Genomic DNA, 25,678 nt, shown 5'->3' with positions numbered 1-25,678 from the left:
AGGGACGATTCTGCGCGTGGCCACCGACAGTCCCGGCGGGGAGGCTGGCTACCGCCCCGACCGTCCGATACTGTCGACGGGCGTTCATACCGTCAGTACGGTATGAACGTCAGTCACGGTGCAGGTGACACCATCTCGGCCGCAGCGACGGAGGTGCCCGGATGAGGAACGCGCCCAGCGTGTCCGAGCTCGCCACGAAGGTGACGGAGACGGTCCGCAGCATCGGGGTGATGTGGCAGGCGGGCCTGGTCCCGTTTCCCCGCCTCGACGAGGGGCTGCGGTCGCTGTACATGGTCCGCAGGTTCGGCCCGTTCGCCGGGGCCACGCATATCGCGGCACGCCGGGATCCCAGTGCGGTCGGCCTCGTCGACGAGCTGGGGCCGATCACCTTCAAGCAACTCGACCAGCGGTCCAACGCGCTGGCCAGGGCCTGGGCCCAGCGCGGCCTCGGCCCCGGGACCGTGATCGCGGCACTGTGCCGGGATCATCGCTGGCTGGTGATCGCCATGCTCGCGGCGGGCAAGCTCGGCGCGCGGCTGGTGCTGATGAACACGGGGTTCGCCAAGCCGCAGCTGGCCGACGTCGCCGCCCGCGAGCAGGTTCGCGCGCTGGTGCACGACGAGGAGTTCACCGAGTTGCTGGCGGCGGTCGGCGAGGACGTCGGGCGCTATCTCGCCTGGACCGAGCAAGGTGGCGAGCACCCGGTCCCGACCCTGGACGAGCTGATCGTCTCCACCGATGATCGCCCCGTTCCCGCGCCGGCCAAGCCCGGTGGCTTCGTGCTGCTCACCAGCGGCACCACCGGAACGCCGAAGGGGGCGCCGCGCCCGCAGACCTCACCGCTGCACTCCGCCCAGTTCCTCGACCGTATCCCGCTGCGCGCGGGGGAGTGCACCTACCTCGGCGCTCCGCTGTTCCACGGCACCGGGCTTTCCCAGTTCATCCTGTCCTTCGCGCTGGGCTCCACCGTGGTCATGCGCCGCAAGTTCGATCCGGAGGAGACCCTGCGCGGGGTGGCCGAGCACCGCTGCACGGCGCTGGTGCTGGTGCCGACCATGCTGCAGCGCATCGTCGACCTCGATCCCGAGGTGCTGGCCAGGTACGACACCTCCGCGCTGCGCATCATCTTCCTCGCCGGCTCGGCGCTGTCCCCGGACCTCGGCAACCGGGCGACCAGGGTTTTCGGTGAGGTGGTTCACAACCTGTACGGCTCGACCGAGGTGGCCGTGGCCACGGTGGCCACCCCGGAGGACTGGCGCAAGGCGCCGGGCACCGTCGGCAGGTCACCGGTGGGCTGCAAGGTGGTGCTGTACGACGAGGCGGGCAACCGGATCACCGAACCGGAGGTGGTCGGCAGGGTGTTCGTGGGCAGCGGCCTGAGCTTCGGGGGCTACACCGACGGGCGGAACAAGGAGATCATCGACGGGCTGCTGGCCAGCGGCGATGTCGGACACTTCGACTCCGACGGCCTGTTGTTCATCGACGGCAGGGATGACGAGATGATCGTCTCGGGTGGTGAGAACGTCTTCCCGATCGAGGTGGAGAACCTGCTGGTCGAGCGGGAGGACGTACTCGAGGCCGCGGTGATCGGTGTGGCGGACGAGGAGTTCGGCCAGCGACTCAAGGCGTTCGTGGTGCTCGCCGACGGGGCCGTCCTGGACGCGGACACCGTGCGGGACTACGTGAAGGCCAACCTCGCCCGGTACAAGGTGCCGCGGGAGGTGGAGTTCCTCGAGGAACTCCCGCGCAACGCCACCGGCAAGGTGCTACGGAACAAGCTCACGTGAGGCCGGCCCTCACAGCCAGTCGATACCGAACACGCCCGGGCCGAAATCGAGCGCGACGGCGTGCACCCCGTTCGTGCCGTCGATGGTGAGTTCCCGACGATCCATGCTGTTGTCCTCGGTTCCCTGTTTGTACTGCCAGCAGTTCCGTATCACGCAGCCGTTGTCGAAACGAATTTCGAGCAGATATTCTCGGATGGGGCTTCTGAATTCCCGGTAATGTGTGTTCTGGCATTCCGGGTAGGGTGGTCCTTCATTGGTGAGTGAGTACTCGATCAAATGCGTCTCGCCGCGGTTTATCGGCCGGTCGAACAGCAGTTCCGCGACCGTCAGCCCATGTTCGACGTCGACCTCGGCGCGGCCGACGGTGCAGTTGCGCAACGCGTGCAGCAGCGGCGGATTCGCCTCGACGTTGTCCTGGTTGTACACCAGCAGCCAGCGGTCCTGCCGGTCGGCGTTCGCCTGGAAGACGCAGCGGGCGGTGACGGCGCGTTGCCCGCCGTCGGCGGCGATTTTGCAGGTGTCGTGCAATCCGACGAGGCTGAGTTTGTGTTGCTCCTCCAGTGCGTAGGGCGCGCCGACCCGGGCGAGCAACTGCTGCAGTGCCTCGCGGGGGAAGGTGAGTGTCTGTTCGGGTGGGCGGTGCCTTCCCCTGGAGCGCGTGCCGCGCGGCCGGGGCGGGGACAGCAGGCCCAGCAACGCCCCGGAAGGCAGCTCCAGGATCTCTTCCAACGCACCGACCGCGGACAGCGAGCTCTGCCGTTCCGGTTGCCGCTTGCCGGACTGCCAGTAGCTCAGCGCGGTCACGCTGACCGGGACCCCCCGACGCTGGAGCCGGGCCTGAATCCGGTCCAGGCTGAGCCCACTCGCGGAAATCGCGGAACGCAATGCGGAGGAGAACGATTCACCACTCGAATCGTCGCTGCCCCGGACCTCGCTGTTCCCCGACCTCATGTTTCCGACCCGCCCGCCCGTTGGCTCGCTGGTAACGATAAGGACAACATTATCAGTGTGCTGTAACGATGCCGTTCCGCTCTCCGGGTCACGTCTCCGCCCGCCCGGGCCATCGAGATTACTCCTGATGGAGCAGTACTGGTAAGTGGGAATCGTTGCCTCGCGGCAGCGGACACGTTTGCATGGGAGCCACGCAACGGAGTGAGCCGGAGTTACAGACCACGTTGCCCCTGGAACCGGTGGCCCGGTGCCTGGTGATGCCCCCTCGCCAGGCACCGGGCCACCGGCTTGTTACTTGCGGGTAAGTAATGTGAGACTTCACCCCATGACCTTCCGGAAGAACATCGTGATCACGGGGGCCAGCTCGGGCCTCGGCGAGGGCATGGCCTGGCGGTTCGCCGCGCGGGGGCGCAACCTCGCACTGTGTGCCCGCCGTACCGACCGGCTCGACGAACTCGCCGCCGAACTACGCGAACGTTACCCGGGCATTCAGGTCATGACCCGCGAACTGGACGTGAACGACCACGGCCGGGTTTTCGACGTGTTCCAGGAGTTCTGGGGCGAGTTCGGCACCATCGACCGGGTCATCGTCAACGCCGGACTGGGCAAGGGGCAGCCGGTCGGCACCGGGTACTTCGACGCGAACCGGCAGACCATCGAGACCAACCTGGTGGCCGCGCTCGCCCAGTGTGAGGCGGCCATGGAGATATTCCGCGAGCAGGAGTCGGGGCATCTGGTGGTGGTGTCCTCGTTCAGCGCGATACGCGGGTTGCCGGGCAACGTCACCGCCTACGCCGCCTCCAAGGCCGGGGTGTCCGCGCTGGCCGACGGCATCCGGGCGGACACCCTGCGCACCCCGATCAAGGTGACGGTGCTGCAGCCCGGCTACATCGAGTCGGAGATGACCGGCCGGTCCCGTAAGACCCCGCTGCTGACCGGTGCGGAACAGGGCCACCGGGCGCTGGTGCAGGCGATCGAACGGGAGACGCCCAAGGCCTGCGTCCCGACCCTCCCGTGGGCGCCGCTGAGTGTGGTGATCCGGCTGCTGCCCACCGGGATGCTGCGGAAGCTCACCGGATGAGCTCCGGCCAGACCGATCCGACGACCGAGGTCCGTGCCGAGGACGGCTTCGACGTGCACGCCGTGCACGCCTGGCTCAGCGGCGAGCTCGACGGCCTCGAGGGCGCGGGCCCGCCGCGGGTGCGGCAGTTCCCGCGCGGCGCGTCCAACCTGACCTACCTGCTGCGCTACCCGGATCGGGAGCTCGTCCTGCGCAGGCCACCCCCCGGGCAGAAGGCGGCCTCGGCGCACGACATGCGGCGGGAGTACCGGGTGCAGGCCGGGCTGCGGCCGGTGTTCCCCTACGTACCCGAGGTGCTGGCCTTCTGCGCCGACCCCGCCGTGCTCGGCGACGACTTCTACGTGATGGAGCGCCTGGAAGGGTTGATCCTGCGCGGCGGTCTGCCTGCCGGCATGTCCCTCGCGCCCGCCGCCGCGCGCGACCTCGCCACCCGGCTGATCGACCGGTTGGTCGAGCTGCACCAGGTGGATGTCGCCGCGGCGGGCCTCGCCGACCTCGGCAAGGGTGCGGGCTACGTGCGCAGGCAGGTCGAGGGCTGGGGCGCGCGGTTCGAGCGGGCTCGCACGGAGAACGTGCCCGGCTTCGGCGAGGTGATGGGGTGGCTGGCCGCCAACCAGCCCGGCGAGGTGTCGATCTGCTTGATCCACAACGACTTCCGGTTCGACAACGTGGTGCTGGCCGGCAGGGAGGACCTGCGGATCACCGGTGTACTGGACTGGGAGATGGCTACCCTCGGCGACCCGCTGATGGAGCTCGGCAGCACCCTGGCGTACTGGGTGCAGGCCGATGACGACGAGACCTTCCAGCTGAGCAGGCGGCAGCCGACCCACCTGCCCGGCATGCCCAGCCGTGCCGAGGTCGTCGACCACTATGCCGAACGCACCGGCCTCGCCGTGCCGAACTGGACGTTCTACGAGGTGTACGGCCTGTTCCGGTTGGCCGTGGTGCTGCAGCAGATCTACCACCGCTACCACCACGGGCAGACGCACAACCCGGCGTTCAAGGACTTCTGGATGTTCGTCGGTTACCTGGAGTCCCGATGCCTGCGGATCATCCGGGAGGGCGGGGCCTGATGGGCGCGATCTACCTCGTACGGCATGGGCAGGCCTCGTTCGGCGCGGCGGACTACGACCTGCTCTCCGAGCAGGGGAAGGTGCAGTCCACCGCGGTGGGCGCCGAACTGCGCCGCCGGGGCGCCCGGATCGGCGAGGCCCGGTGCGGTTCCCTGCTGCGCCAGCGCGCCACGGCCGCCGCGGCGCTGGCGGAACTGGCCACCGGCCTTTCCGCCAAGGAGGACCCGAGATGGAACGAGTACGACCACCTGGACGTGCTGGCCCACCACGGCACGCCGGTCGAGCAGCGTGACCCGCGGGTGTTCCAGGCCGCGCTGGACGCCGCGCTGCGGAGCTGGACCCGGGCCGGGGCGGGCAGCCCGTGCGCGGAGAGCTGGCCCGCGTTCGGCGCCCGGACCCGCGCGGCCGTGGCGGAGCTGGCCGCCGCGCTCGGCAGGGGCGAACAGGCGGCGGTGTTCACCTCCGGCGGGGTCATCGCGGCGGTGGCCGCCGAGCTGCTCGGCGGCGGTGCCGAGGCCTTCCTCCACCTCAACCGGGTGACCACGAACGCGGGCATCACCAAGTTGGTCGCTGGCCAAAGCGGACTGTCCCTGCTTTCGTTCAACGAGCACGCGCATTTCGAGTCGACATCGTTGCTCAGCTACCGCTAGGAGGAGTTCCGTGTCCCTTGCCGGAACCACGGTGATCCCGGTGAACGGTCATGGCCCCGAGGACGTCCTCGTCGATCGGGACGAGGGGGTCTACACGGGCCTCGAGGACGGCCGGATCATCCGGGTCGCCCAGGAAGGCAGGCGGATCGACACGATCGCGGACACCGGTGGCCGCCCGCTCGGGTTGGAGTTCCTCGGCGAGGACGAGCTGCTGGTCTGTGACGCCGACCGGGGCCTGCTCGCGGTGACCATCGCCGACGGCCGGGTGCGGACCCTGGCCACCGAGGGCGCGGGCAGGCGCCTGCTGGTGTGCAACAACGCCGCGGTGGCAGGCGACGGCACGGTGTACTTCAGCGACTCCTCCACCCGGTTCCCGGTGCGGGAGTGGCGCGCCGACCTGATCGAGCAGACCGGGACCGGGCGGTTGCTGCGCCGCACCCCGGATGGCGCGATCGACCTGCTCGCGGACGGCCTGCAGTTCGCCAACGGGGTGGCGCTCATCCCGGACGAGTCCTTCGTGACCGTCGCCGAGAGCGGTTCCTGCCGGCTGCGCAGGGTGTGGCTGACCGGCGTAAAGCAGGGCCGGGTCGAGGTGTTCGCCGGCGGCCTCCCCGGCTACCCGGACAACACCTCCACCGGCAGCGACGGGCTGATCTGGATCGCGGTGCCGAGCCCGGAGGTGGCCGCGCTGAACCTGGCGCGCAAGCTGCCCGCGCCGGCGCGGGCAGCGGTGCGCAGGGCTCCGCCGTGGCTACAGCCCTCGCCTTCCCGCACCATGCGCGCGCTGGGCCTGGACGCCGACGGCCGGATCGTGCAGGAGCGGTACGGGGAGGTCGACGGTTTCCACATGATGACCGGCGTCCGCGAGCGGGAAGGGAAACTGTACTTCGGCAGTCTCGAGGAACGCGCCATCGCTATGCTGCCGTTGTGACCACGCCGGCCCGCCGCGCGACGAGCGCGCTCGACGAGCCGACCACTCCGGTGGGGATGGCGTGGACGCTGCGGCTCTCGGCCGGTGTGCTCGGCTTCTCCATGGCGACGGTCACCCCGATCCAGATCCTGCTCCCGCTGCAGGTCGAGCGGATCGACGCGGCGAGCAAGGAGACCAACCTCGCCATCGTCACCGCCTGCGCGGCGGTCGTGTCCATCCTGGCCGCGCCGATCGCGGGGGCGTTGTCCGATCGCACCACCTCGCGGTTCGGCCGGCGCCGGCCGTGGGTGCTCGGTGGGGCTGTGGTGTGCGCCTTCGCGCTCGTGCTGCTGCCCGTGCAGGTCACCGTGCTGGGTGTCGCCCTGTGCTGGATGGCGGCACAGGGTGCGCAGAACGCGATGTTCGCCGGGCTGACCGCGAGCGTTCCGGACCAGGTTCCGGTACGGCAGCGCGGCTTCGTGTCGGCCTTCGCCGGCCTGCCGCTGCCGCTCGGGCTGGTGCTCGGGGTGCTGCTGGTGACCGTGGTCGTACCCACGAACACCGGTGGGTACCTGCTGCTGGCCGGGCTGGTGCTCGGGTTGGCCCTGCCGTTCGTGCTGGCCTCGTGGGAGCCGCGCCTGCTGCCCGAGCAGCGGCCCCGGTTCGACCCGCGCCGTTTCGTGAAGGGGTTCTGGATCAGCCCGCGGCGGCACCCGGACTTCGCCTGGGCGGCGGTGGCGCGGCTGGCCATCCAGCTCGCCAACTCGATCGCCACCCTGTACCTGCTGTACTTCCTGCGCGACGTGCTGAAGCTGGACGACCCCGCGGGCGGGGTGCTCGTGCTGACCGTCGCGTACACCCTTGGCATCCTGTGCACCAGCGTGCTGGCAGGCAGGCTCTCCGACCGCAGCGGGCGCCGAAAGGTCTACGTGGTGACCTCGTCCGGGATCATCGCGGTGTCCATGCTGATGCTGGCGGTCTGGCACTCCTGGTTCGCCGTGGTGCTCGCCGCCGCCGTGCTCGGGCTGGGCTACGGGGTGTACGTGGCGGTGGACAACGCGCTGATCACCCAGGTGCTGCCCGCCGCGACCGACCGGGCCAAGGACCTCGGAATCGTGAACCTGGCCAATACGGCCCCGCAGGCTTTCGCCCCGATGATCGCGGGCGGGATCATCGCGCTGGTCGGCAGCTACCCCGTGCTGTACCTCACCGCGGGCTGCGTCGCCATCGCCGGAGCTTTCCTGATCCTCCCCATCCGCTCCGTCCCCTAGCCGATCGTGTCGCGCGTCGAGGAGCAGGCACTGAGGGATCCCGGTATCGCCGCACCCCCTGCGGCGATACCGGGACGTCTTCAGAGCTCCCGATTGCGTTCGGAGCCGTTCACCCCGTACATCTCAACCCCCTTCGTCACCGTGGAAATCGGTCATGGTCAGTATGCTGCGCCGAACTGGTGAAAACCTTGCACCGGCCTTGCACCGGTCTTGTTCACCCTGATGAGCGAGTGCTTCGATCATGGAGGTGGATGTCACGGACCGAACCGCTGGTGGCGACCTGGTGGTGCGCCTGCTGGGCAGTGTCGGACTGGACGCCCATGATGGTGCCGCCGGTGGCACGGCGACCGCCGGCCCCGCCAAGCAGTGTTGTGTGCTGGCGGCGCTCGCGCTCAGCCCGGGTAAGCCGGTGCCGCTCGAGTCGCTGATCGACCGGGTGTGGGGCGAGGAGCCACCCACCACCGCTCGCGACACGCTCTACGGCTACATCGCGCGGCTGCGCAGGCTGCTGCGGGAGCTCGGCCGCGAGGGGGTGGTCACGCTCGGCAAGCATGGTGGCGGCTACGTGCTCGAGGTACCGCCCGAGCAGGTGGACGTCTGCCTCATGCGTGAGGTCGCCGGGCAGGGCCGCGCGGCACTCGCCGCCGGTGAGCCCGGGCGTGCCGCCCGCCTGCTGCGGGACGCCGCCGCGTTGTGGCGGGGCCCGGCGCTGGCCGGGGTCGGTGGGGACTGGGCCGAGCGGGTGCGGGACGGGCTGGAACGCGAACGGCTCGGCCTGCTCGGTGACCTCTTCGAAGCCGAACTGGCGGCGGGACGGCATGCCGAGGTGGTGGCCGAGCTGGCCAACGTGGTGGCCGAGCACCCGCTGGCCGAGCCGTTGGTGCGCTGGCTCATGCTGGCGTTGTACCGGGTGGGCCGATCCAGCGAGGCGCTGGACTGCTTCACCGCGCTCGCCCGGCGGTTGCGCGCCGAGCTGGGCACCGAACCCGGCGCCACGCTCGGTGAGCTGCACCAGCGGATTCTGCGGGAGGACCCCGAGCTGCTCGCCGAGGGCGCCGAGCGGCCGGCGCACCTCGGTTTCCCGATGCCCCGCCAGCTACCCGCGGACGTGGGCGGCTTCGTCGGTCGTGCCGACGAGCTGAAGCAGCTCGACGCGCTGCCGCTCGCCGGGGAGCCCGGCTCCACGCCGATCGTGGTGATCGCCGGTACCGGCGGTATCGGCAAGACCGCGCTCGCGGTGCACTGGGCGCAGCGGAACCTGGACCGGTTCCCGGACGGGCAGTTGCATGTCAACCTGCGTGGCTTCGACCCCTCGTGCGAGCCGAGTTCGCCCTCGGCGGTCCTGCGCGGCTTCCTGGACGCACTCGGGGCCGACGCGGCCGCGATCCCGGCCGATCTGGACGGGCGGGCGGCGCTCTACCGCAGCATGGTCGCGGGCAAGCGATTGCTCGTCGTGCTCGACAACGCCAGGGACGCCACGCAGGTCGAGCCGTTGTTGCCGGGCAGCGAGACCTGCACCGCGCTGGTCACCAGCCGCCGACGACTGCCCGGCTTGCAGTTGCGTGGCGGGCGGCTGGTCAATCTGGACGTGTTGAGCGCGGGGGAGGCGCGCGAGCTGCTGGCCGGGCAGCTCGGCGTCGAGCGGGTGCTGAGCGAACCCGCGGTGGCCGCCGATCTGGTTCGCTGGTGCGCCGGGTTGCCACTCGCGGTCAGCATCGTGGTGGCGCGTGCCGCCGCCCACCCGGACTTCCCGCTCGCCGTGCTCGCCGAGGAACTGCGGGGCGCATCCGCCAGGTTGGACGCTTTCGACGCCGGGGAGCTGACCGCGAACCTGCGTGCGGTGTTCTCCTGGTCCTGCCGTGCGCTCGGCACCGCGGCCGCCGGGATGTTCCGCCTGCTCGGCCTGGTGCAGGGGCCGGACATCAGCCTGCGGGCGGCCGCCAGTCTGGCCGCGTTGCCGCCGGAAAGGGCCCGCGTACTGCTGCGCGAGCTGGAGGCGGCGCACCTGGTTCAGCAGCACGTCCCCGGCCGGTACCGGATGCACGACCTGCTGCGGCTCTACGCGGCGGAGCAGGCCACGGAGTCCGGTGCGCCGAAGGAGTTGCGGACCGCGGCGCGCAGGCTGGTGGACTTCTACCTGCACACCGCGCACGCGGCGGACCGGTTGCTCTACCCGCAGCGACCGCTGATCGCCCCCGGCCCGCCTGCCGAGGGGGCGCTGCCGGAGGTTCCGGCGAGCACCGCGGCGGCCGCGGCGTGGTTCGACACCGAGCACGAATGCCTGCTGGCCGCGCAGGAGACGGCCATCGCACAGGGCATGGACGCCCAGGTGTGGTTGCTGGCCTGGGTGCTCGGTAGCTTCCACCGGCGGCGTGGTAACCCGCAGGAGAGCCTCGAATCCTGGCTTGCCGGGGTGGCCGCCGCGGACCGGCTCGGCGAACCCTTCGCCCGGGGCTGGGCACACCGCGAGATCGGCCACACCTACGCCCGGGTGGGGGAGCAGGCGCAGGCGCTCGAACACCTCGAGCTCGCCCTCGAGTTGTTCACTGAAGCAGGCGACCTCGGTGCCAAGGCGCATGCCCACCAGGCACTGGCGGTGGTGTTGGAGTTCGCGGGCGACAACCAGCGGGCGCTGGCGGAGTCGCATCACTCGTTGCGCCTGTTCCAGGAGGTCGGTGACCACGTGTGGGCGGCGGATATGCGCGGCGCCATCGGCTGGTTCGAGGCCAAGCTCGGCAACTTCGAGACCGCGCGCGTCCACTGCGAGGAAGGGCTCGCGTTGTGCCGCAGGCACGGGCATCGCAGGGCGGAGGCGCAGACCCTGGACAGCCTCGGGTACATCGTGCGGCATCTCGGCGAGTACGACCAGGCCGTGCGTCACTACGGCGAGGCGCTGGCGCTGTTCCGGGAGCTGCGGCACACCTACGAGGAGGCAAGGACCTTGGCCAGCCTCGGGGACACCCACCATGCCTTCGGTGCGACCGGTGTGGCCGTCGAGTACTGGCGCCGGGCCGTCACGTTGTTCAGGGAACAGCGGCGTACCGCCGATGTCGAGCGAGTGGAGCGAAAACTGGCTGACGCGGGGACGCGGTCAGGCTAGGTTGCCCACATGTTCCTGGAGACCGATCGCCTGGTGCTGCGGGCGTTCGCCGAGTCCGACATGGACGACCTGGTCGAGCTGGACAGCGACCCCGAGGTCATGCGCTGGCTCACCGGCGGCCGACCCACGCCGCGCGCGGAGGTCGAGAGTCGGGTGCTGCCGACATTCCTCGGCGGCGGTTTCTGGGCGGCGGAGGAGAAGCCGGGGAGCGCGTTTCTCGGGTGGTTCGAGTTGCGCTCGCGGGACGGCGACCGGCCGGGCGAGGTCGAGCTCGGTTACCGCCTGCGCCGGTCGGCGTGGGGAAGGGGATACGCGACCGAGGGCGCACGGGCATTGGTGCGCAAGGGTTTCACCGAACTGGACGTATGGCGGACATATGCCCGGACGATGGCGGTCAACCTCGCTTCCCGGCGCGTACTGGAGAAGGCGGGCTTGCGGTACGTGCGGACCTTTCACCAGGACTGGCCGGAACCCATCGAGGGCAGCGAGCACGGGGAGGTCGAGTACGCCCTCGAGCACCCGGACTGGAACCCGTAACCCAACCCCGTCGTGTTTGCTGCTCACGTCACCGTGTTGGCCATTCATGCTGGCGAGTTTGCTGTTCGCGGGGGCGGTTGAGGGGGCGTGATCGGCGGGATGATCGCACCAGGGCAGTGGGGCGACGCACATCCTCGCACCCGCCCCGATCACAAGCGTCGGAGCGAGGTCGAGCGGACGATCGACAGGCTCAGGAACCTGGCGGTGACGCACTCGAAAACCAGTGGAACAAGCGCCGCTGTGCGCCATACCATGCTGCCGACCAAAGTCGTCTAGTCCAAGGACGCGCCGTTGTACACCCTGTGAGACCTCCCGAGCGCTGACTTGTCGCACGTCGCGCATGTGCGGCGCTCCTTCTGCTGCGGACTTCTCACTGAACCGGTGTACTTCTATGCTCAAAAACTGGGCGGTCGTGCCCACCCGCCTGCCGCTCGTTCGCCGCCGTTGCCACGCGTGCGCCGCCGGGCAAGCGGCAAATTTCGCGTCAACGCAAACCAGAAGCTCATCGACGCCTGGCTCCTCGCGCTCTGTACCGCTTGCGGGGAAACTGCGAAGCTCACGGTCCTGGAGCGGATGAATGTGCGCTCCGTACGATCTGAGCTGCTGGACCGGCTGCATGACAACGACCCTGGCCTGACAGCTGAGCTGCTCCAGGATCCGGTCGTACGGCGCCGTAATCGCATCGCCCTCGACTGGGACGACGCCTGGCGCCTCGACACCGGCGGATGGGACCACCCGGACCGCGAGGTGATCGACGTCGCGGTCCGCTTTGCGGCGCGGATCCCTGTCCGGCCGGTGCGACTGATCGCCGAAGGTTGCGGTCTTTCGCGGGCCGAGGTGGAGAGGCTGATCACGGAGGGGAAACTCGTTTCGGCAGTCCGGCTGAGCGGCAAGCTCTCCGGCGACTTCACCTTCACGCTCAAGCGCTGAGCGCTTCCGTCGAGTCGGTTGCCGTGCACCCTGGCGGCGTTTCGGGCGGGGGAGATTGACCAGGATCGGGCGTGGGCGCCGCGGGAGCAGCGGTCGCTGGACCTGGTGCACCAGGAGGACGGGGTGTCCACCACCATCACCACCCCCACGGGGACATCCACCAGAGTCCACCCGAACCCCTCATCCCACCTTCTGAGGAACGGCGCTGTGGCTCAGTCGCGCAGTACGTCCTGGGCGTACGGCCAGAAGTCCTCGATCATGCGTCGCCAGGTGGGCCAGAAGTGGATGCCGGTGGTGTACCGAGTGGTTACCCGCGTGCCCATGGCATGCAGGCGTTCGGCCAGATCCTCGGTCATCGCCCGGGAATACCGCTCAACCAGGCCCATCCCGGCGACGAACTGGTCACCTGGCAGCCTGCTGCCGTCGCCGGCCGCCAGGTACACCGGGGTCGAGGCCAACGCGTCCGCACGCACGAACGGATCGTTGGCGGCCCAGGCTTCGGGACACCGGCGTCGTGGGCCCCAGACCCGGCCGGGGCGCATGCCCTCGCGCAGGGACAGCAGGCCCAGCAGCGCTGCCATCCCGCGGCGGGTCAGGTGCATCAATCCGCTCAACGAGGCCACGGCGCGGAACATGCCGGGATGCCGCATTCCGTACCGCAGCGCGCCGTACCCGCCCATGGACAGTCCCGCGGCCATCCGTACCTCACCGGCGCCGTACTCGCGCTCCAGCAGCGGCAGCAACTCGCCGAGGTGGAACGTTTCCCAGCGGGGCACGGTGCCGAGGCGGTCGGGTACCTGCCAGTCGGTGTAGAACCCCAGCCTGCCCGCCTCCGGGATCACCACCAGCATGTTGCCGCGCTCGGCCAGCCGCGCGACCTCGGTGTGCCGTACCAGGCTGTGGTGGTCGTCCGAGGAACCGTGCAGCAGGTACAGCACCGGATGGCCGCGATGCCCGCCCGGCTCCCAACCCGGCGGGGTGAGCAGGGTGACTCCGACCTCCCTGCCCACGGCGGGAGAGAACAACCGTAGCTCGCGGACCTTGCCTGCCGACGACGTACCGTCCTCGAGCACGGTCAGTTCGCTCATCCGGCACTCCGCACGGCCTGCTCGACCTTGGCCAGCAGGTGGTCCAGGTGCTTCCCGATCAGGTCCACATTGGGCGGATCGAGCAGCGAGAGGTGGTGTCCCGGAACGCTGATCACCTCGATGTCCGGGCATACGGCGTCCCAGCCGCGGGCCGGATCGGTGCGGTCGAACCGCTGGTCGCGCAATCCTCCCGGCACCAGGTCCGCGGCACTGAAGAAAGTCACCCTGCCCGGGTAACGCGCCGGTACATAGTGTTCGAGCGAGCGCGCGTCCAGGAAGGAGGTGCGCTGGTGGTGCAGGATCGCGTCACTCACCGCACTGTTCACGATGCCCTCGGCCAGCATGGTGTCGATCAGCAGCTGTACCTGGCCCTCATCGTCGAGCCGGGCCAGCCGCTCGTACGGCAACGACACCCGCCGGCCGTAGCTCGTCTCGAGGAACTCCTCGAACCGCTCGAACCGCTTCTCCAGCAGTTCCACCTCGGTCAGCCCGGTGTCGTTGGGCAACGGCAGGATCGAGTCGATCATCGCGAGCAACTCGACCTCCTCGCCTGCCCGGCGCAACTGCTGCGCCATCTCGTAGGCGAGGAACCCACCGAACGACCACCCGGCGACGCGGTACGGCCCGTGGGGCTGGATCGCCCGCAGCTCGGGCAGGTAGTGCGTCACCCGATCCTCGACGCTGGCGACTCCGTCGATCCGGTCGAAACCGTATACCGGCATCTCGGTGTCCAGCAGGTGTACGAGCTGGTGATACACGGCCGTGTCCCCGCCGCCCGGGTGGAACAGGAACAGTGGCGTCCGGTCGCCATGCTCGCGCAGCACCCGCACCGGCGAGCCGCCCGCGGGTTCGTCCTCGCGCAGATGCTGGGCGATCCGCTCGACCGTCGGGTGCTCGAACAGCTCCGAGATGGTCAGCTCCCGCCCGCTTCGCTCGACCAGCAGCGCGGTGACCTCCTCGGCCTTCTGCCGGTTGCCGCCGATGCCGTAGAAGTCCTGTGTCACGCCGACGTCGATGCCGAGCACCTCCCCCCACGCGCTGGCGACCAACCGCTCCGCGGCGTCTCGCGGCGGGACGAGTGCCGGCTCCGCCGTCCGAGCGGGGGCGGCCGCGTCCTCGATGCCCAGCTCACCGAACAGCCATTCCTCGACCTCGGCCGCGCACGCCCCACGCAGCATCAGTGACACCGGCAGCGCCAGCTCGAAGTCGTGCTGCACGGCGTTGCGGATGCGCACGGCCAGCAGCGAGTCCACGCCGAGCGCGGCCAGTGGCGTGGCCGGGTCCAGTTTGTCCGGCTGGAAACCGAGCACCGAGGCGATCCTGGCCCGTAGCTGGGTGGAGGCCATCGCCCGCGCCGTGGCCGGTTCGAGCGTTCGCAGGGTGGCCAGGCCGGCCCAGTCGGCAGCGGATGCGGAGTCCCCGTCCGGGGAGGCCTGGGCCTCGCCCGCGAGCAACTCGCCGAAGAACGGCGACTCCACCAGGTGCGGGAAGGCCTCGACCAGCTTCGGCGTGTTCAGCCGCAGGGCGCCGGTACCGACCCGCTCGGCCGCCAGCACCGCCTCCAGCGCGGCGAGCCCTTCGGCCGGGTCGATCGCGTGCAGCCACGGGACCTCCAGCCCCGCGGCCGCGCCGACCTCGGCCCAGGTCCCCCAGGACACCGTGCAGCCCGGCAGCCCTTCAGCCCTGCGCAGCGCGGCGAGCGCGTCCAGGTAAGCATTCGCGGTGGCGTAGGCGGGCTGGCCAGGCAGCCCGTGCAGGGCGGCGGCCGAGGAGAACCCGATCCACCAGTCCAGGTCCAGCTCCCGGCTGGCCTCGTGCAGTCGCCACGCGCCGTAGGCCTTGGCCTGCCACGAGCGGTGCAGCGTGTCCGGGTCGAGCCTGCTCGTGGTGCGGTCGTCGAAGACCGCGGCGGCATGGATCACCCCGCGTGGCCGCCTGCCGTTCCTACTCGCGGCCTCGAGCAGGCGTTCGGCGACGCCCGGCTCGGCGATATCCCCGCGTACCACCGCGACCTCGGTGCCGAGCTCGCGGATCCGCTCGATCTCCTCGCGCGCCGCCGCGCCCGGCTCGGAGCGCCCGTTCAGCACGACCCTGCCCGCGCCGTGCCCGGCGAGCCAGTGGGCGAGCAGCAACCCGAGGCCGCCGAGGCCGCCGGTGAGCACGTAACCGCCGTCCGCAGCGGCCACGGGCGCATCCCGCACCGGCGACACGGACGGAACCCGATCCAGCCGGAGCGTGTGCCGTTCCCCGGCGCGCCAGGCCACCTCGTCCTCGATCCCGCCGCCGAGCTCGGCCAGCAGCGTGCGCGCGTTGTCCGCCGCCGTGGCCTCGGGGTCCAGGTCGACCAGGGTCGCCCGCAGCTCGGGGTGCTCGTAGGTGAGCACCCGGACCAGCCCGCGTAGCGCGGCCTGTGCCGGCCGTCCTGCCTCGGCGCCGGTGACGGCGGCCGCGCCGGAGGTGACCAGCCACAGCCGTGCCGGGCGCGTACCGCCCTCGGCGAGGATGCGGACGGCCTCGGAGATCTCCAGTACGACGCGTTCGGTGTCGGCCAGCGCGCCGAGCCCGTCCTCGCCGCCACGCGGCAGCAGGAACGCCACCGAATCGGCCCGCTCGTCCGGATCGACGCGCTCGGCCTGCCGGACCTCGAACCCGGCGCGGGCGGTGACCGCTTCGGCGAGCGGTTCGGTGCCGGAACCGGGCAGCAGCAGGAGCTTCTCCGGCTTTGAGTCCACACCGGACAGCGCGGCCGGCCGCCAGCTCGTCTCCAGCAGCCGGTCGGTCAGCGGCGCGGAGAGCTCGGTGCGGCCGATCCGGCGCAGGAACACCTCGTCGGCCTCGAGCAGCACCCTGCCCTCGGCGTCCACCAGGTGCAACTCCCCGAGCAGGCCCGCCGCCCGCTCGGCCGGCGCGGTCACCGAAACGTGCACCAGCGCGCCCCGGCGGAGGTCGCCGAAGGCCCGGACGCTGCCGAACTCCATCGGCATGTAGACCGCGTCCACCGTGTCGGCCCGCGGGTCGACCAACGCGCCCGCGAAGGCCTGCAGGCACGCGTCCAGCAGCGCAGGGTGCAGGCGCAGGGCGGGGTGCCTGCTCGCCGACTCCGGCAGCTCGATCTCGGCGACGGCACGAACCCTGCCGTCGGAGGCTTTGCGGCTCACCCGTACCGCGCGTAGCCCGGTGAGCGCCGGCCCGTAGTGCAGGCCGATCGTGCCCATTCGCCGGTAGAGCTCGGCAACAGGGAACGAGCTGAACTCGTGATCGTCCACATCGGAGATGTACCCGTCCACCGTGGTGCCCTCGGCAATACTCACCTCGGCCGTCGCGTGCAACTGCCAGGTGCCGTCGGCCGCCTTGGTGTGCACGGAGACCGCGCCACGATCGGTGCCCGCCGGGGCCAGCGTGGTGGTGACCGGGGTGTGCTCGGCGAGGGAGAGCGGCTGGTGCATGGTCAGCCCCCGCACGGTGACCCGTTCCACGGCGACGTCGAACACCGTGCGCGCGGCGGCGCAGGCCAGCTCGACGTAGGTTGCCCCCGGCAACACCGGCCTGCCGTCCAACTCGTGCTCGGACAACCAGGGTTGCGCCGCGGTGCCGAGGTCCGCACGCCAGACGTGCCGGGTGTCCTCCGGCAACTCGATATGCGGGCCGAGCAGCGGGTGTTGACCGGACGGCGCCGCGCCCGTCGCCGGCGGCAGCCAGTACGGCCGGTGTCGCCACGAGGTGCGGGGCAGGTCGACCAGGCCCCCGCCCGCTTCCGTGGCCGTGTGTTGCCCGGTCAGTTCCAGCTCGGCGAGCTGCCGGTGGAAATGCGTGGTCTCGTCCGGCGAGTTCCGCAAGGTGGACAACACCAGCGGGGCGGCGTTGTCGGCGAGCGCGTGCCGCAGCACCGGATGCGGCGACACCTCGACGAAGGTGCCGTACCCGTCGGCGACCGCGGCGGCCACCGCACCGGCGAACCGGACCGGCCGGCGCAGGTTGGCCGCCCAGTAGCTCGGGCCGAAGGAGGGCATCTCGCGCGGGTCCGGTAACGCGGTGCTGTAGAAGTCGACCTCCGCTCGTCCCGGCACCAGGCCGGTGAGGCCCTCGGCGAGGGTCCCGGTGACCGAATCGACGATCGGGGAGTGCGCGGCGACATCCAGCTTGACCAACTTGCCAAGCAGTCCGCGTGACTCCACATCGGATACCAGGCGCCGAACGGTGGCGGCGCGCCCGGCCACGACCGTCTGGTTCGGCGCGGACAGCACGGCGACGTCCACATCAGACAGTCCGGAGACCAGCTCGGCCGCCTCCTCGGCGCCCACCTCGAGCAGGGCCATCGCACCGTCGCCCGCCAGTGAGGCGAGCAACCGGGAACGCAGGGCCACGATCCTCGCGCCGTCGGCCTCGGAGATCGCACCCGCGACCACCGCGGCGGAGACCTCGCCGAAGGAGTGGCCGATCACCGCGGCCGGCCGAACACCGTAGGAACGCCACAGCTCGGCCAGCGCGACCTGGATGCCGAACACCAGCGGCTGGACGTGGTCCATCGTGCCGGCCTCGACCCCGGCGCGCAGGTCCGCCCGCAGCGAGTAGCCCGACGCCGCCTCGATCAGCGGGTCGAGCCGGTCGATGGCCTCGGCGAACACCGGCTCCTCGGCGAGCAGCCGGCGACCCATGCCGGCCCACTGGGAACCGTGCCCGGAGAACACGAACACCGGCCCGCGGCCCGTGCTCGGCCGCACCCCGGCCACGGCGGCGGGGGAGTCCACGCCTTCGGCGAGCGCGGTCAGCCCTTCGATCAACTCGCTGCCCGCGCCGGCCACCACCGCGGCCCGGTACTGGCCGTCCAGCCTGCGCGCGAGGGTGTGCCGCAGATCCGCGGGCCGCGCGGCGGATCCTTCCGGGCCGGCGAGCCAGCCCGCGAGCTCCCGCGCCTTGGTCGCGAGGCGTTCCCCGTCGGGTGCTCCGAGCAGGAAGCGCCGCCGCGCCGGAGCGGGGGCGGTCTGCGATCGTGGCTCCTCCTGGACCTGCTGTAGCACCACGTGCGCGTTCGAACCGCCGAAACCGAAGCCGGACACCCCGGCGAGCGCTCCGGTCGCCGTTGGCCACGGGGCGGCGGCATCGGCCACGTCCAACCCGAGCTCGGCGAACTCGATATGCGGGTTCGGCGCCGAGTAGTTGACGCTGGCCGGGATTCGCCGGTGGTGCAGGGCGAGCACCACCTTCATCAGGCCGATGATCCCGGCCGCCGCCTCGAGGTGCCCGAGGTTGCTCTTCACCGAGCCGATCAGCAGCGGCCGGTCGGCCCGCCGGTCTGCGCCGAGCACGGCACCCAGCGCACGGGCCTCGATGGGGTCGCCGAGCAGTGTTCCGGTGCCGTGTGCCTCGACGTAGTCCACCTCGGCGGGCGCCACCCCGGCCTGCCGGTAGGCGGCGCGCAGCAAGGCCTGCTGGGCTTCGGGATTCGGCGCGGTGAGCCCGTTCGAGCGGCCGTCGGAGTTGGCGGCACACCCGCGCACCACGGCCAGCACCCGGTCGCCGTCGGCGCGCGCCTCGGACAGCCGCTTGAGCACGACCATGCCCGCGCCCTCGGCCCGGCAGATGCCGTCCGCGTCGGCGGAGAAGGGCTTGCACCTGCCGTCCGCCGAGCTGATCCCCATCTGGTCGAAGTTCGCGGTGATCCCTGGGCCGAGCAGCAGGTTGGCGCCACCGACAAGGGCGAGCCCACTCTCTCCCGAGCGCAGGCTCTGCACGGCGAGGTGCATCGAGGTCAGCGAGGAGGAGCATGCGGTGTCCACGGCCATGCTGGGACCGCGCAGGTCCAGCACGTAGGACAGCCGGTTCGCGGCGATGCTCAGCGCCGCGCCGGTGCCCACCCAGGCGTCCACCCCGGAAAGGTCGGCGAGGGACTGGGCGCCGTACTCGGTGCCGCTGATTCCGACGAACACACCGGTGTCACTGCCGCGCAGCGAGCCCGGCGCGATGCCCGCGTGCTCCAGCGCCTCCCAGCCGACCTCGAGCAGTATCCGCTGCTGCGGGTCCATCCGGGCGGCCTCTCGGGGGCTGATGCCGAAGAAGGTCGCGTCGAAGCCGGCGATGTCCTCCAGGAATCCACCCTTTCGAGTGACATCTTCCGGCGGGTCCCCGAAATCGGCCCAGCGATCCGGTGGCACCTCGGTGATCGCGTCCTTGCCCTCGGTGAGCAAGGTCCAGAACTGTTCCGGGCCGTGTACCCCGCCGGGCAGCCGGCAGCCGAGCCCGATGACCGCGATCGCGTCCTCGGGGTCCGTGGCGTGCGTGGCATCGACCTCGGGTCGCGGCTGGGCCAGCACCGGCGGCGGCAGGCTCGGCTCCCCCGTTCCGGTGAGTGCGATGGCGAGCCGGTCGATGGTGGGGTGGTCCCACAACAGGGTGGTCGGGAGCGTGCGGTCGAGCAGCTCCTCCAGCGCACCCGACAGCGCGACGGCATCCCGGGAGGAGAGCCCGTACTCGTCCAGCGGCAGGTGGATGTCGATCTCGACCTCGTCGACCTCGGCCGCCTCGGCGACGTGCTCGACGAGCCAGCGCCGCAGCTCGTCGGTGCTGATGTCCGGCTCGCTCATCGGTGTTACGCACCCCCAGTGCCGGTACCGCTACTGTCGGACCAGAACTTCTCCCTGGTGGCGGCGCGCGCGATCTTGCCGCTCGAGGTGCGCAGCACACTCCCCGGCCGGACCAGCTCGAACCCGCGTAGCTTGACGTCGTGCTTGGCGGAAACCGCCCTGCGTACGGCCTTGGTCACCTCGGCGGGATCGAGCTCGTCCTCGCCGTTGCGGGCGTGGTACTCCGCCACCACCGCGGCGCCCTCCTCGCCCGACTCAGTGGTGACCGCGAAGGCCGCGACGTGGTCCCGGCGGATCGCCGGGTGCGCCTCCTGCACGGTGACCTCGATGTCCTGCGGGTAGTGGTTCTTGCCGTCGATGATGATCAGGTCCTTGATCCGGCCGGTGATGTAGAGCAGGCCGTCGTGGATCACCCCGAGATCCCCCGTGCACAGCCAGCGCGCGCCCGGGGTGCCTTCCGGCGGGTCGGCGAGGGACCCGCCGAAGGTGTCCTCGCTGCGCTGGGCGATCTCACCGCCCGACTGCCGCCAGTAGCCGTCGGCCACGTTCGGGCCGTGGATCCAGACCTCACCGACGGCACCGTCCGCTCGCACCGTGCGCGTGTGCGGGTCGACGATCCGCACGAGCTGGGCATGCGGTTTGCCCGCGGCCACCAGTTCCAGCGCGCCCTCGGTCCCCGGCGGCACCGGCACCGCGCGGTCGCCGGCGAGCGCGGCACGGTCGAAAGAGGTGACCGTGGGGCCCTCCTCCCGGGTGTTGGTGACGAACACCGTGGCCTCGGCAAGGCCGTAGGATGGCCGGTGCGCCGAGGCGGGAAAACCGTAGGGCCCGAATGCCTCCTGGAAACCGGCGATTGTCGTGGCCCGTACCGGCTCGCTGCCATTGATCACCGCACGTACACCGGAAAGGTCCAGGTCTTGCCGGTCGGCATCCTTCACCTTTCGTGCGGCGTACTCGAACGCGAAGTTGGGGGCGGCCGCGAAGACATTCGGGTAGCCCGACATCTGCCGCAGCCAACGCGCCGGCCGCATGATGAAGTCGAACGGGGACATGAACACGGAGTGAGCACCGAACAGTACCGGAATGGTCAGTAGCTGAATCAGCCCCATGTCGTGGAAGAACGGGATCCATCCCGCGCAGGTCCAGGACTCGTCGACGTGGAATGCCGTTCCGCCCTGCCAGGTGTTGCTGACCACCGCGCGGTGGGTGATCACCGCGCCGGCCGGCGTGCGGGTCGAACCCGAGGTGTACTGGAGGTACGCGGGCTCGGCGAGGTCCAGCGAAGGCGCCTGGAAACCGTCCCCGATCTTCTCGTCGATGGCGTCCACCGCGATGATCTGCTTCGGCATCGGCACCGGGGCCTCGTCGGCGAGCCCACGCAGCGTGTCCACAGTGCCGTGTCCGGTCAGCCAGACCTCGGGTGTGCAGTCGGCGAGCGCGTTCACCAGCCGGTCGCCGTGCTGGCTGGCCTCGGGCGCGAACAGCGGGACGGCAATGGTACCGGCGTGCAGTGCGCCGAGGAAGCCGACCACGTAGTTCAGGTCCTGTTTGGCCAATACGGCCACCCGCTGGCCGCGAGTGGTGACGTCGGCCAGTGCCGCGGCGGTGGCGCGCACTCTCGTGGCGAGCTCGTTCCAGCCGATGGTGTGCTCGACGCCGGTGCGCTCGGTGGAGTAGTCGAGTTGTGTGAACGCGGGGTCAACACTGCCCGCACGATCGAACAAATAAGTCGTAAGTGGTCGCAGCTCGGGGACCACGCCGTCCGAAGGCGGGTGCTCAGCCAACGACATATGCATTCACCTACACGGTTGTTAGAGGGCATGCTGGCTGTCAGGTTGCCCATCGCAGCACACAGGGACGTCTTCGCCCGCTGTTTGCGAATGTGTTTCGTCTCAGCTGGTGCGTTCCATTTGTTGATTCGGCAACCACCACGACAGTGTGGGGATCGTGGAGCGCGAAATCACGCTATCGGCTGATGAGCGAGCATTACCGTAGCCATACCGCCAACGGGGCGCAAGCCAGGGGTGGGGGTTTTTCACCCACTGGATAGATGTCATAGCGTGTGAGGTACTGACTCTGCGCGGTCGGGTGTGACGCGGATGAGCACGCGAGGGTCGTCGCTGCTCGAGCGCCGGGGGTGCCGGTAGGCGATGCGCATGGGGGCGTCATCCTAGTAGCCCGCGAGGGAAGGCGGATACGTGGCAGACGGCGAGCTCGGCAGGACCACCACGGAAAATGGCCCTGAGCAGGGGGTTCTTCAACGGGCCTCGCGCGGCAGGCCATGGCTGACCCTGGTCGCCACGGTCCTCGGCGGCGTGCTGGTCGGCTTGGACGGAACCGCGACCACGATCGCGGCCCCCTACATCTCCGCCGAGGTGGGCGCTACCCTCGGTGAACTCGAACTGATCGCGAACGCCTATCTTGTGGCGCTCGCCATCGCGCTGCTGCCCGCGGGCCGGCTTGCCGATCGGATCGGGCGGCGCCGGACCTTCGTGCTCGGCGTGCTGCTCTTCGGTCTCGCGTCGCTCGGGATCGCGCTGTCCGGTACGGTCACCGCGCTGGTGCTGTTCCGGGTGCTGCAGGGTTTGGCAGGCGCGCTGTTGCAGCCGGCGGCGCTCGCCCTGCTGCGCAACGCCTTCCCGCCCGGGAAGCTCGGTCTGCCGCTCGGCGTGTGGGGCGGGGTGAACGCGCTGGCCATCGGGCTGGGTCCGGTGATCGGCGGCGTGATCGTGCAGGGCTTCAGCTGGGAAGCCGTCTTCCTGCTGAACGTCCCGGTCGCCGCCGTTGTGATCGGACTCACTTTTTGGGCCGTGGTGGAGTCGAAGGGGGCCCCGAAGGGGGTTCCGGGCGCGCTGCGTGGCCTGCTGCGCAGGCGCGCCGTCACCCTGGGCGCGGCGCTGGTCGGCTTCAGTTCCTTCGGCGTGTTCGGCCTGCTCTTCCTGCTCACCCTGTACCTGCAGAACGCGCGTGGCCTCCCGCCGATTCAGGCCGGCGCCTGGATGCTGCCACCCACCTGCGTCGTGGTGCTGTCCGCGCCGCTCGGCGGACTGCTCGCGCAGCGGTTCGGCCCACGCTGGCCGGTGTCCGCGGGCCTGTTGCTCGTCGCGGCCGGCCTGTTCAGCCTCGCCGGGCTCGGCACGACGTCCGGTTTCGTCGATCTGCTGCTGCCCGGTGCGCTGGTCGGCTTCGGCACCGGCCTGTGCGTGATCGCCGCGACCGAGGCGATCCTCGGCGCCAGCCCGGAGGAGTCCAGCGGCAGCGCCTCGGCGTTGCAGCAGATGGCGACCCAGATCGGCGGGGTCCTTGGCATCGCGGCGGTGGGCACGATGATGTCCTGGCAGGTGCTACGCACGATTCCGGTGCGGATCGAGCAGGCCGGGCTGCCGGAGCCGGTGGCCGACGCGGTGCTGCGCGACACCGACGCGGTGGCGCAGGGCACCGTGCCCGCGGTGCTGGACGGGGTGGAGGGGTCGCTGGGGCACGCCGTGCAGGCCGTGGCTCGGCTCGGCTTCACCGACGCCATGGGAGTCGCGATGGTGCTCCTCGCCGGGGTCACCCTCGTAGGCGCGGTAGCGGCGTTGTGGCTTCCGCGTCCGGCTCAGGAACCGGACGTCCGGCCGGAGCCCGAGGAGCCCGAGCCAGCCGGCTCGGCCACCAGATAACCCGCCCCAGGTCCACGGCGAGCGCCGGCACCAGCAGCGAGCGCACCACGAAGGTGTCCAGCAGCACACCGAAGGCGACCAGGAAGGCGACCTGGGCCAGGAACAACACCGGGATCACCGCCAGGGCGGCGAAGGTCGCGGCCAGCACCACCCCGGCCGAGGTGATCACCCCGCCGGTCACCTTCAGCGCGTGGAGCGTGCCACGCTCGGTGCCCAGCCGCGCGGTCTCCTCCCTTGCCCTGGTCATCAGGAAGATGTTGTAGTCGATGCCCAGCGCCACCAGGAACACGAAGGCGTACAGCGGGATGGCCGGGTCGGCGCCGGGGAAGTTCAGCAGATCGTTGAACACCAGCGCGCCGACGCCGAGGGTGGCGGCGAAGGACAGCACCACGGTGCCCATCAGCAGCAGCGGGACCAGCAGGGATCGCAGCAGCAGCGCCAGTACGGCGAAGATCACCACGAGCACGATCGGGATGATCGCGTTGCGGTCGTGCGTCGCCGCCGCGAGCATGTCCACCTGCTGCGCGGTCTGCCCGCCCACCTTCGCCCGCGCGCCGGGGAGGGCGTGCAGGGTCTCGCGCAGCTCGCGCAGGGTCCGCTCGGCGGCCGTCGAGTCGGCGGGGTCGCGCAGGGTCGCGTTGATCTCGACCATGCCGTCCACGGTCTTCGGCCCGGCCGCGGGGTTGCCCGGCTCGGCCGGGGTCGGCACCGCTTCGGCCACGCCGTCGACGGCGGTCGCGGCGTCCAGCACCTGCCCCGCGGACTGCTCGGTGGCCATGATGACGGCGGGGCTCCCGGTGCCGCCGGGGAAGTGCGCGGTCAGCACGTCCTGCCCGGTGACGGCCTCGACCTCCTCGAGGAAGAGCGCCTGCTGGGTGGTGCCGCTGGCCTGGAGCGAGGGCACGAAGGCCACCCCGGCCAGCAGGACGACGGTGGTGACCACCCAGGTCCACCGGGAGCGCTTGCGCACCAGCTCGGCGATCCGGTCGAAGATGCCGTGGGTGACCTTCCGGTGCTTGCGCGGTACGGCGTCCTGCGGCCAGAACGCGGACCGGCCGACCAGCAGCAGGGCCGCCGGCAGGTAGGTGAGCGAGGCCAGCAGCGCGCCCGCGATGCCGATCGACACCACCGGGCCGAGGCTCCGGTTCGAGGTCAGCTCGCTGACCAGCATGCACAGCATGCCGAGGATCACCGTGCCGCCGGAGGCGAGGATCGGCTCGAAGGAGGATCGCCAGGCCGTGCGCATCGCGTCCAGCACGCGTGGTTGACGCATCAGTTCCTCGCGGTAACGGGCCACCAGCAGCAGCGCGTAGTCGGTCGCCGCACCGAACACCAGGATGAGCAGGATGCCCTGGGTCTGACCGTTCAGGATGAGCAGGTCCCGCTCGGCGAGCAGGTAGATGATGGCCGAGGAGGTGCACAGCGCGAGTCCGGCCGAGATCAGCACGATGATCGGCAGTAGCGGGCTGCGGTAGACCATGATCAGGATCAGTGCGACCGCGCAGGCGGTCACCAGCAGCAGCATCCCGTCGATATGCCCGAAGACCTCGGCGAAGTCGGCGTTGTAGCCGCCGGGCCCGGTGACGAAAGCACGCAGGCCGTCCGGCAGCCCCCGCTCGAGGTCGGCGCGGATGTCCTTGACACGCTCGCTGGCCTGGTACGGGTCCTCGCCGGACAGTGGCAGCACCAGCTGAACCGCGGCGCCGTCCTCGGCCGGGATCGGCGATGAGGTCTCACCCACCAGGCCCGGAGACCGGGCGAACTCGGCGGCCTTGACCCGCACCGCCTCGGTGTCGGCCGGGGTGAGGCCGGACGGCCGCTCGAAGACCACCACGGCCGGCATCAGCCTGCTGTCCGTGAACTGTTCCTGCAGGTCGGACACCTCGGTCGACTCGGCGGTCGCCGGGAGGAAGGAACCAGGGTCGTTGCTCTGGACCTCGCTCAGCTTGCCGAGGAACGGGCTACTCGCGCCGCCGAGCAGCAGCCACAGCAGCACCAGTAGGGCAGGCAACAGCCACCGCGACACACCCATGTCCTCCCATGATCTCCGGCGTCGT

General features: G+C 70.7%; 15 protein-coding genes. 10 read left to right on the top strand and 5 right to left on the bottom strand.

Annotated elements, in window-relative coordinates; genetic code table 11:
- Positions 1 to 161: 161 nt before the first annotated feature.
- Positions 162 to 1,787 carry an acyl-CoA synthetase gene (locus FB471_RS32185; protein WP_142003578.1) on the top strand — a complete coding sequence of 542 codons (1,626 nt, stop codon included), beginning with the start codon at positions 162 to 164 and terminating at the stop codon, positions 1,785 to 1,787.
- 9 nt (positions 1,788 to 1,796) lie between these two features.
- Here the strand turns inward: FB471_RS32185 and FB471_RS32180 are convergent, their stop codons facing one another.
- Positions 1,797 to 2,738 carry a hypothetical protein gene (locus FB471_RS32180; protein WP_142003577.1) on the bottom strand — a complete coding sequence of 314 codons (942 nt, stop codon included), beginning with the start codon at positions 2,736 to 2,738 and terminating at the stop codon, positions 1,797 to 1,799.
- A gap of 325 nt (positions 2,739 to 3,063) precedes the next feature.
- On the opposite strand from FB471_RS32180, the gene FB471_RS32175 reads away from it, so the two are divergent.
- From FB471_RS32175 to FB471_RS32140, 8 genes are all read left to right on the top strand, one after another.
- Positions 3,064 to 3,819 carry an SDR family oxidoreductase gene (locus FB471_RS32175; protein ID WP_142003576.1) on the top strand — a complete coding sequence of 252 codons (756 nt, stop codon included), beginning with the start codon at positions 3,064 to 3,066 and terminating at the stop codon, positions 3,817 to 3,819.
- A complete protein-coding gene (locus FB471_RS32170) occupies positions 3,816 to 4,892 on the top strand; it encodes a phosphotransferase family protein (RefSeq protein WP_142003575.1) in 1,077 nt (358 codons plus the stop codon). Before FB471_RS32175 ends, FB471_RS32170 begins: the two co-directional genes overlap by 4 nt.
- On the top strand, positions 4,892 to 5,542 hold the full coding sequence (locus FB471_RS32165) for a histidine phosphatase family protein (RefSeq protein WP_142003964.1): 651 nt from the start codon (positions 4,892 to 4,894) through the stop codon (positions 5,540 to 5,542). Before FB471_RS32170 ends, FB471_RS32165 begins: the two co-directional genes overlap by 1 nt.
- A gap of 10 nt (positions 5,543 to 5,552) precedes the next feature.
- A complete protein-coding gene (locus tag FB471_RS32160) occupies positions 5,553 to 6,473 on the top strand; it encodes an SMP-30/gluconolactonase/LRE family protein (protein ID WP_142003574.1) in 921 nt (306 codons plus the stop codon).
- The gene (locus tag FB471_RS32155) at positions 6,470 to 7,723 is read left to right on the top strand and encodes an MFS transporter (protein ID WP_246076827.1); all 1,254 of its coding nucleotides are present in this window, start codon (positions 6,470 to 6,472) and stop codon (positions 7,721 to 7,723) included. The genes FB471_RS32160 and FB471_RS32155 overlap by 4 nt, the downstream gene beginning before the upstream one ends.
- 247 nt (positions 7,724 to 7,970) lie before the next feature.
- Positions 7,971 to 10,823 (top strand): AfsR/SARP family transcriptional regulator, encoded by a 2,853-nt coding sequence (locus tag FB471_RS32150; protein WP_211358303.1) that lies wholly within the window; start codon positions 7,971 to 7,973, stop codon positions 10,821 to 10,823.
- Between the two features lie 9 nt (positions 10,824 to 10,832).
- Complete coding sequence (locus FB471_RS32145; protein ID WP_142003572.1) at positions 10,833 to 11,360, top strand: GNAT family N-acetyltransferase; 528 nt, start codon at positions 10,833 to 10,835, stop codon at positions 11,358 to 11,360.
- Between the two features lie 381 nt (positions 11,361 to 11,741).
- The gene (locus tag FB471_RS32140; RefSeq protein WP_246076826.1) at positions 11,742 to 12,290 is read left to right on the top strand and encodes a DUF1062 domain-containing protein; all 549 of its coding nucleotides are present in this window, start codon (positions 11,742 to 11,744) and stop codon (positions 12,288 to 12,290) included.
- A 212-nt stretch (positions 12,291 to 12,502) separates the two neighbouring features.
- On the opposite strand, the gene FB471_RS32135 is transcribed toward FB471_RS32140, so the two are convergent.
- From FB471_RS32135 to FB471_RS32125, 3 genes are read right to left on the bottom strand one after another with little or no spacing between them, the layout of a single operon-like run.
- Positions 12,503 to 13,378, bottom strand: coding sequence for an alpha/beta hydrolase (locus FB471_RS32135; RefSeq protein ID WP_170221072.1), 876 nt, complete (start codon positions 13,376 to 13,378; stop codon positions 12,503 to 12,505).
- The gene (locus FB471_RS32130) at positions 13,375 to 19,959 is read right to left on the bottom strand and encodes a type I polyketide synthase (RefSeq protein WP_142003570.1); all 6,585 of its coding nucleotides are present in this window, start codon (positions 19,957 to 19,959) and stop codon (positions 13,375 to 13,377) included. Before FB471_RS32130 ends, FB471_RS32135 begins: the two co-directional genes overlap by 4 nt.
- 5 nt (positions 19,960 to 19,964) lie before the next feature.
- Positions 19,965 to 21,749, bottom strand: a complete 1,785-nt coding sequence (locus tag FB471_RS32125; RefSeq protein WP_142003569.1) for a fatty acyl-AMP ligase — start codon at positions 21,747 to 21,749, stop codon at positions 19,965 to 19,967.
- A gap of 408 nt (positions 21,750 to 22,157) precedes the next feature.
- Here FB471_RS32125 and FB471_RS32120 point away from each other — a divergent pair, with 408 nt between their 5' ends.
- Positions 22,158 to 23,621, top strand: a complete 1,464-nt coding sequence (locus FB471_RS32120) for an MFS transporter (RefSeq protein WP_142003568.1) — start codon at positions 22,158 to 22,160, stop codon at positions 23,619 to 23,621.
- On the opposite strand, the gene FB471_RS32115 is transcribed toward FB471_RS32120, so the two are convergent.
- Positions 23,512 to 25,653, bottom strand: coding sequence for an MMPL family transporter (locus FB471_RS32115; protein ID WP_142003567.1), 2,142 nt, complete (start codon positions 25,651 to 25,653; stop codon positions 23,512 to 23,514). The genes FB471_RS32120 and FB471_RS32115 overlap by 110 nt on opposite strands.
- Positions 25,654 to 25,678 lie beyond the last annotated feature (25 nt).

Source organism: Amycolatopsis cihanbeyliensis (assembly GCF_006715045.1).
GTDB classification, from domain to species: domain Bacteria; phylum Actinomycetota; class Actinomycetes; order Mycobacteriales; family Pseudonocardiaceae; genus Amycolatopsis; species Amycolatopsis cihanbeyliensis.
The sequence above is the reverse complement of the archived record's forward strand: the minus strand, read 5'-3'. Positions and strand labels throughout refer to the sequence as shown.

Coding starts and splice junctions, on each gene's coding strand:
- FB471_RS32185 (WP_142003578.1), top strand. CDS start 162: ATGAGGAACGCGCCCAGCGTGTCCGAGCTCGCCACGAAGGTGACGGAG.
- FB471_RS32180 (WP_142003577.1), bottom strand. CDS start 2,738: ATGAGGTCGGGGAACAGCGAGGTCCGGGGCAGCGACGATTCGAGTGGT.
- FB471_RS32175 (WP_142003576.1), top strand. CDS start 3,064: ATGACCTTCCGGAAGAACATCGTGATCACGGGGGCCAGCTCGGGCCTC.
- FB471_RS32170 (WP_142003575.1), top strand. CDS start 3,816: ATGAGCTCCGGCCAGACCGATCCGACGACCGAGGTCCGTGCCGAGGAC.
- FB471_RS32165 (WP_142003964.1), top strand. CDS start 4,892: ATGGGCGCGATCTACCTCGTACGGCATGGGCAGGCCTCGTTCGGCGCG.
- FB471_RS32145 (WP_142003572.1), top strand. CDS start 10,833: ATGTTCCTGGAGACCGATCGCCTGGTGCTGCGGGCGTTCGCCGAGTCC.
- FB471_RS32135 (WP_170221072.1), bottom strand. CDS start 13,378: ATGAGCGAACTGACCGTGCTCGAGGACGGTACGTCGTCGGCAGGCAAG.
- FB471_RS32130 (WP_142003570.1), bottom strand. CDS start 19,959: ATGAGCGAGCCGGACATCAGCACCGACGAGCTGCGGCGCTGGCTCGTC.
- FB471_RS32125 (WP_142003569.1), bottom strand. CDS start 21,749: ATGTCGTTGGCTGAGCACCCGCCTTCGGACGGCGTGGTCCCCGAGCTG.
- FB471_RS32115 (WP_142003567.1), bottom strand. CDS start 25,653: ATGGGTGTGTCGCGGTGGCTGTTGCCTGCCCTACTGGTGCTGCTGTGG.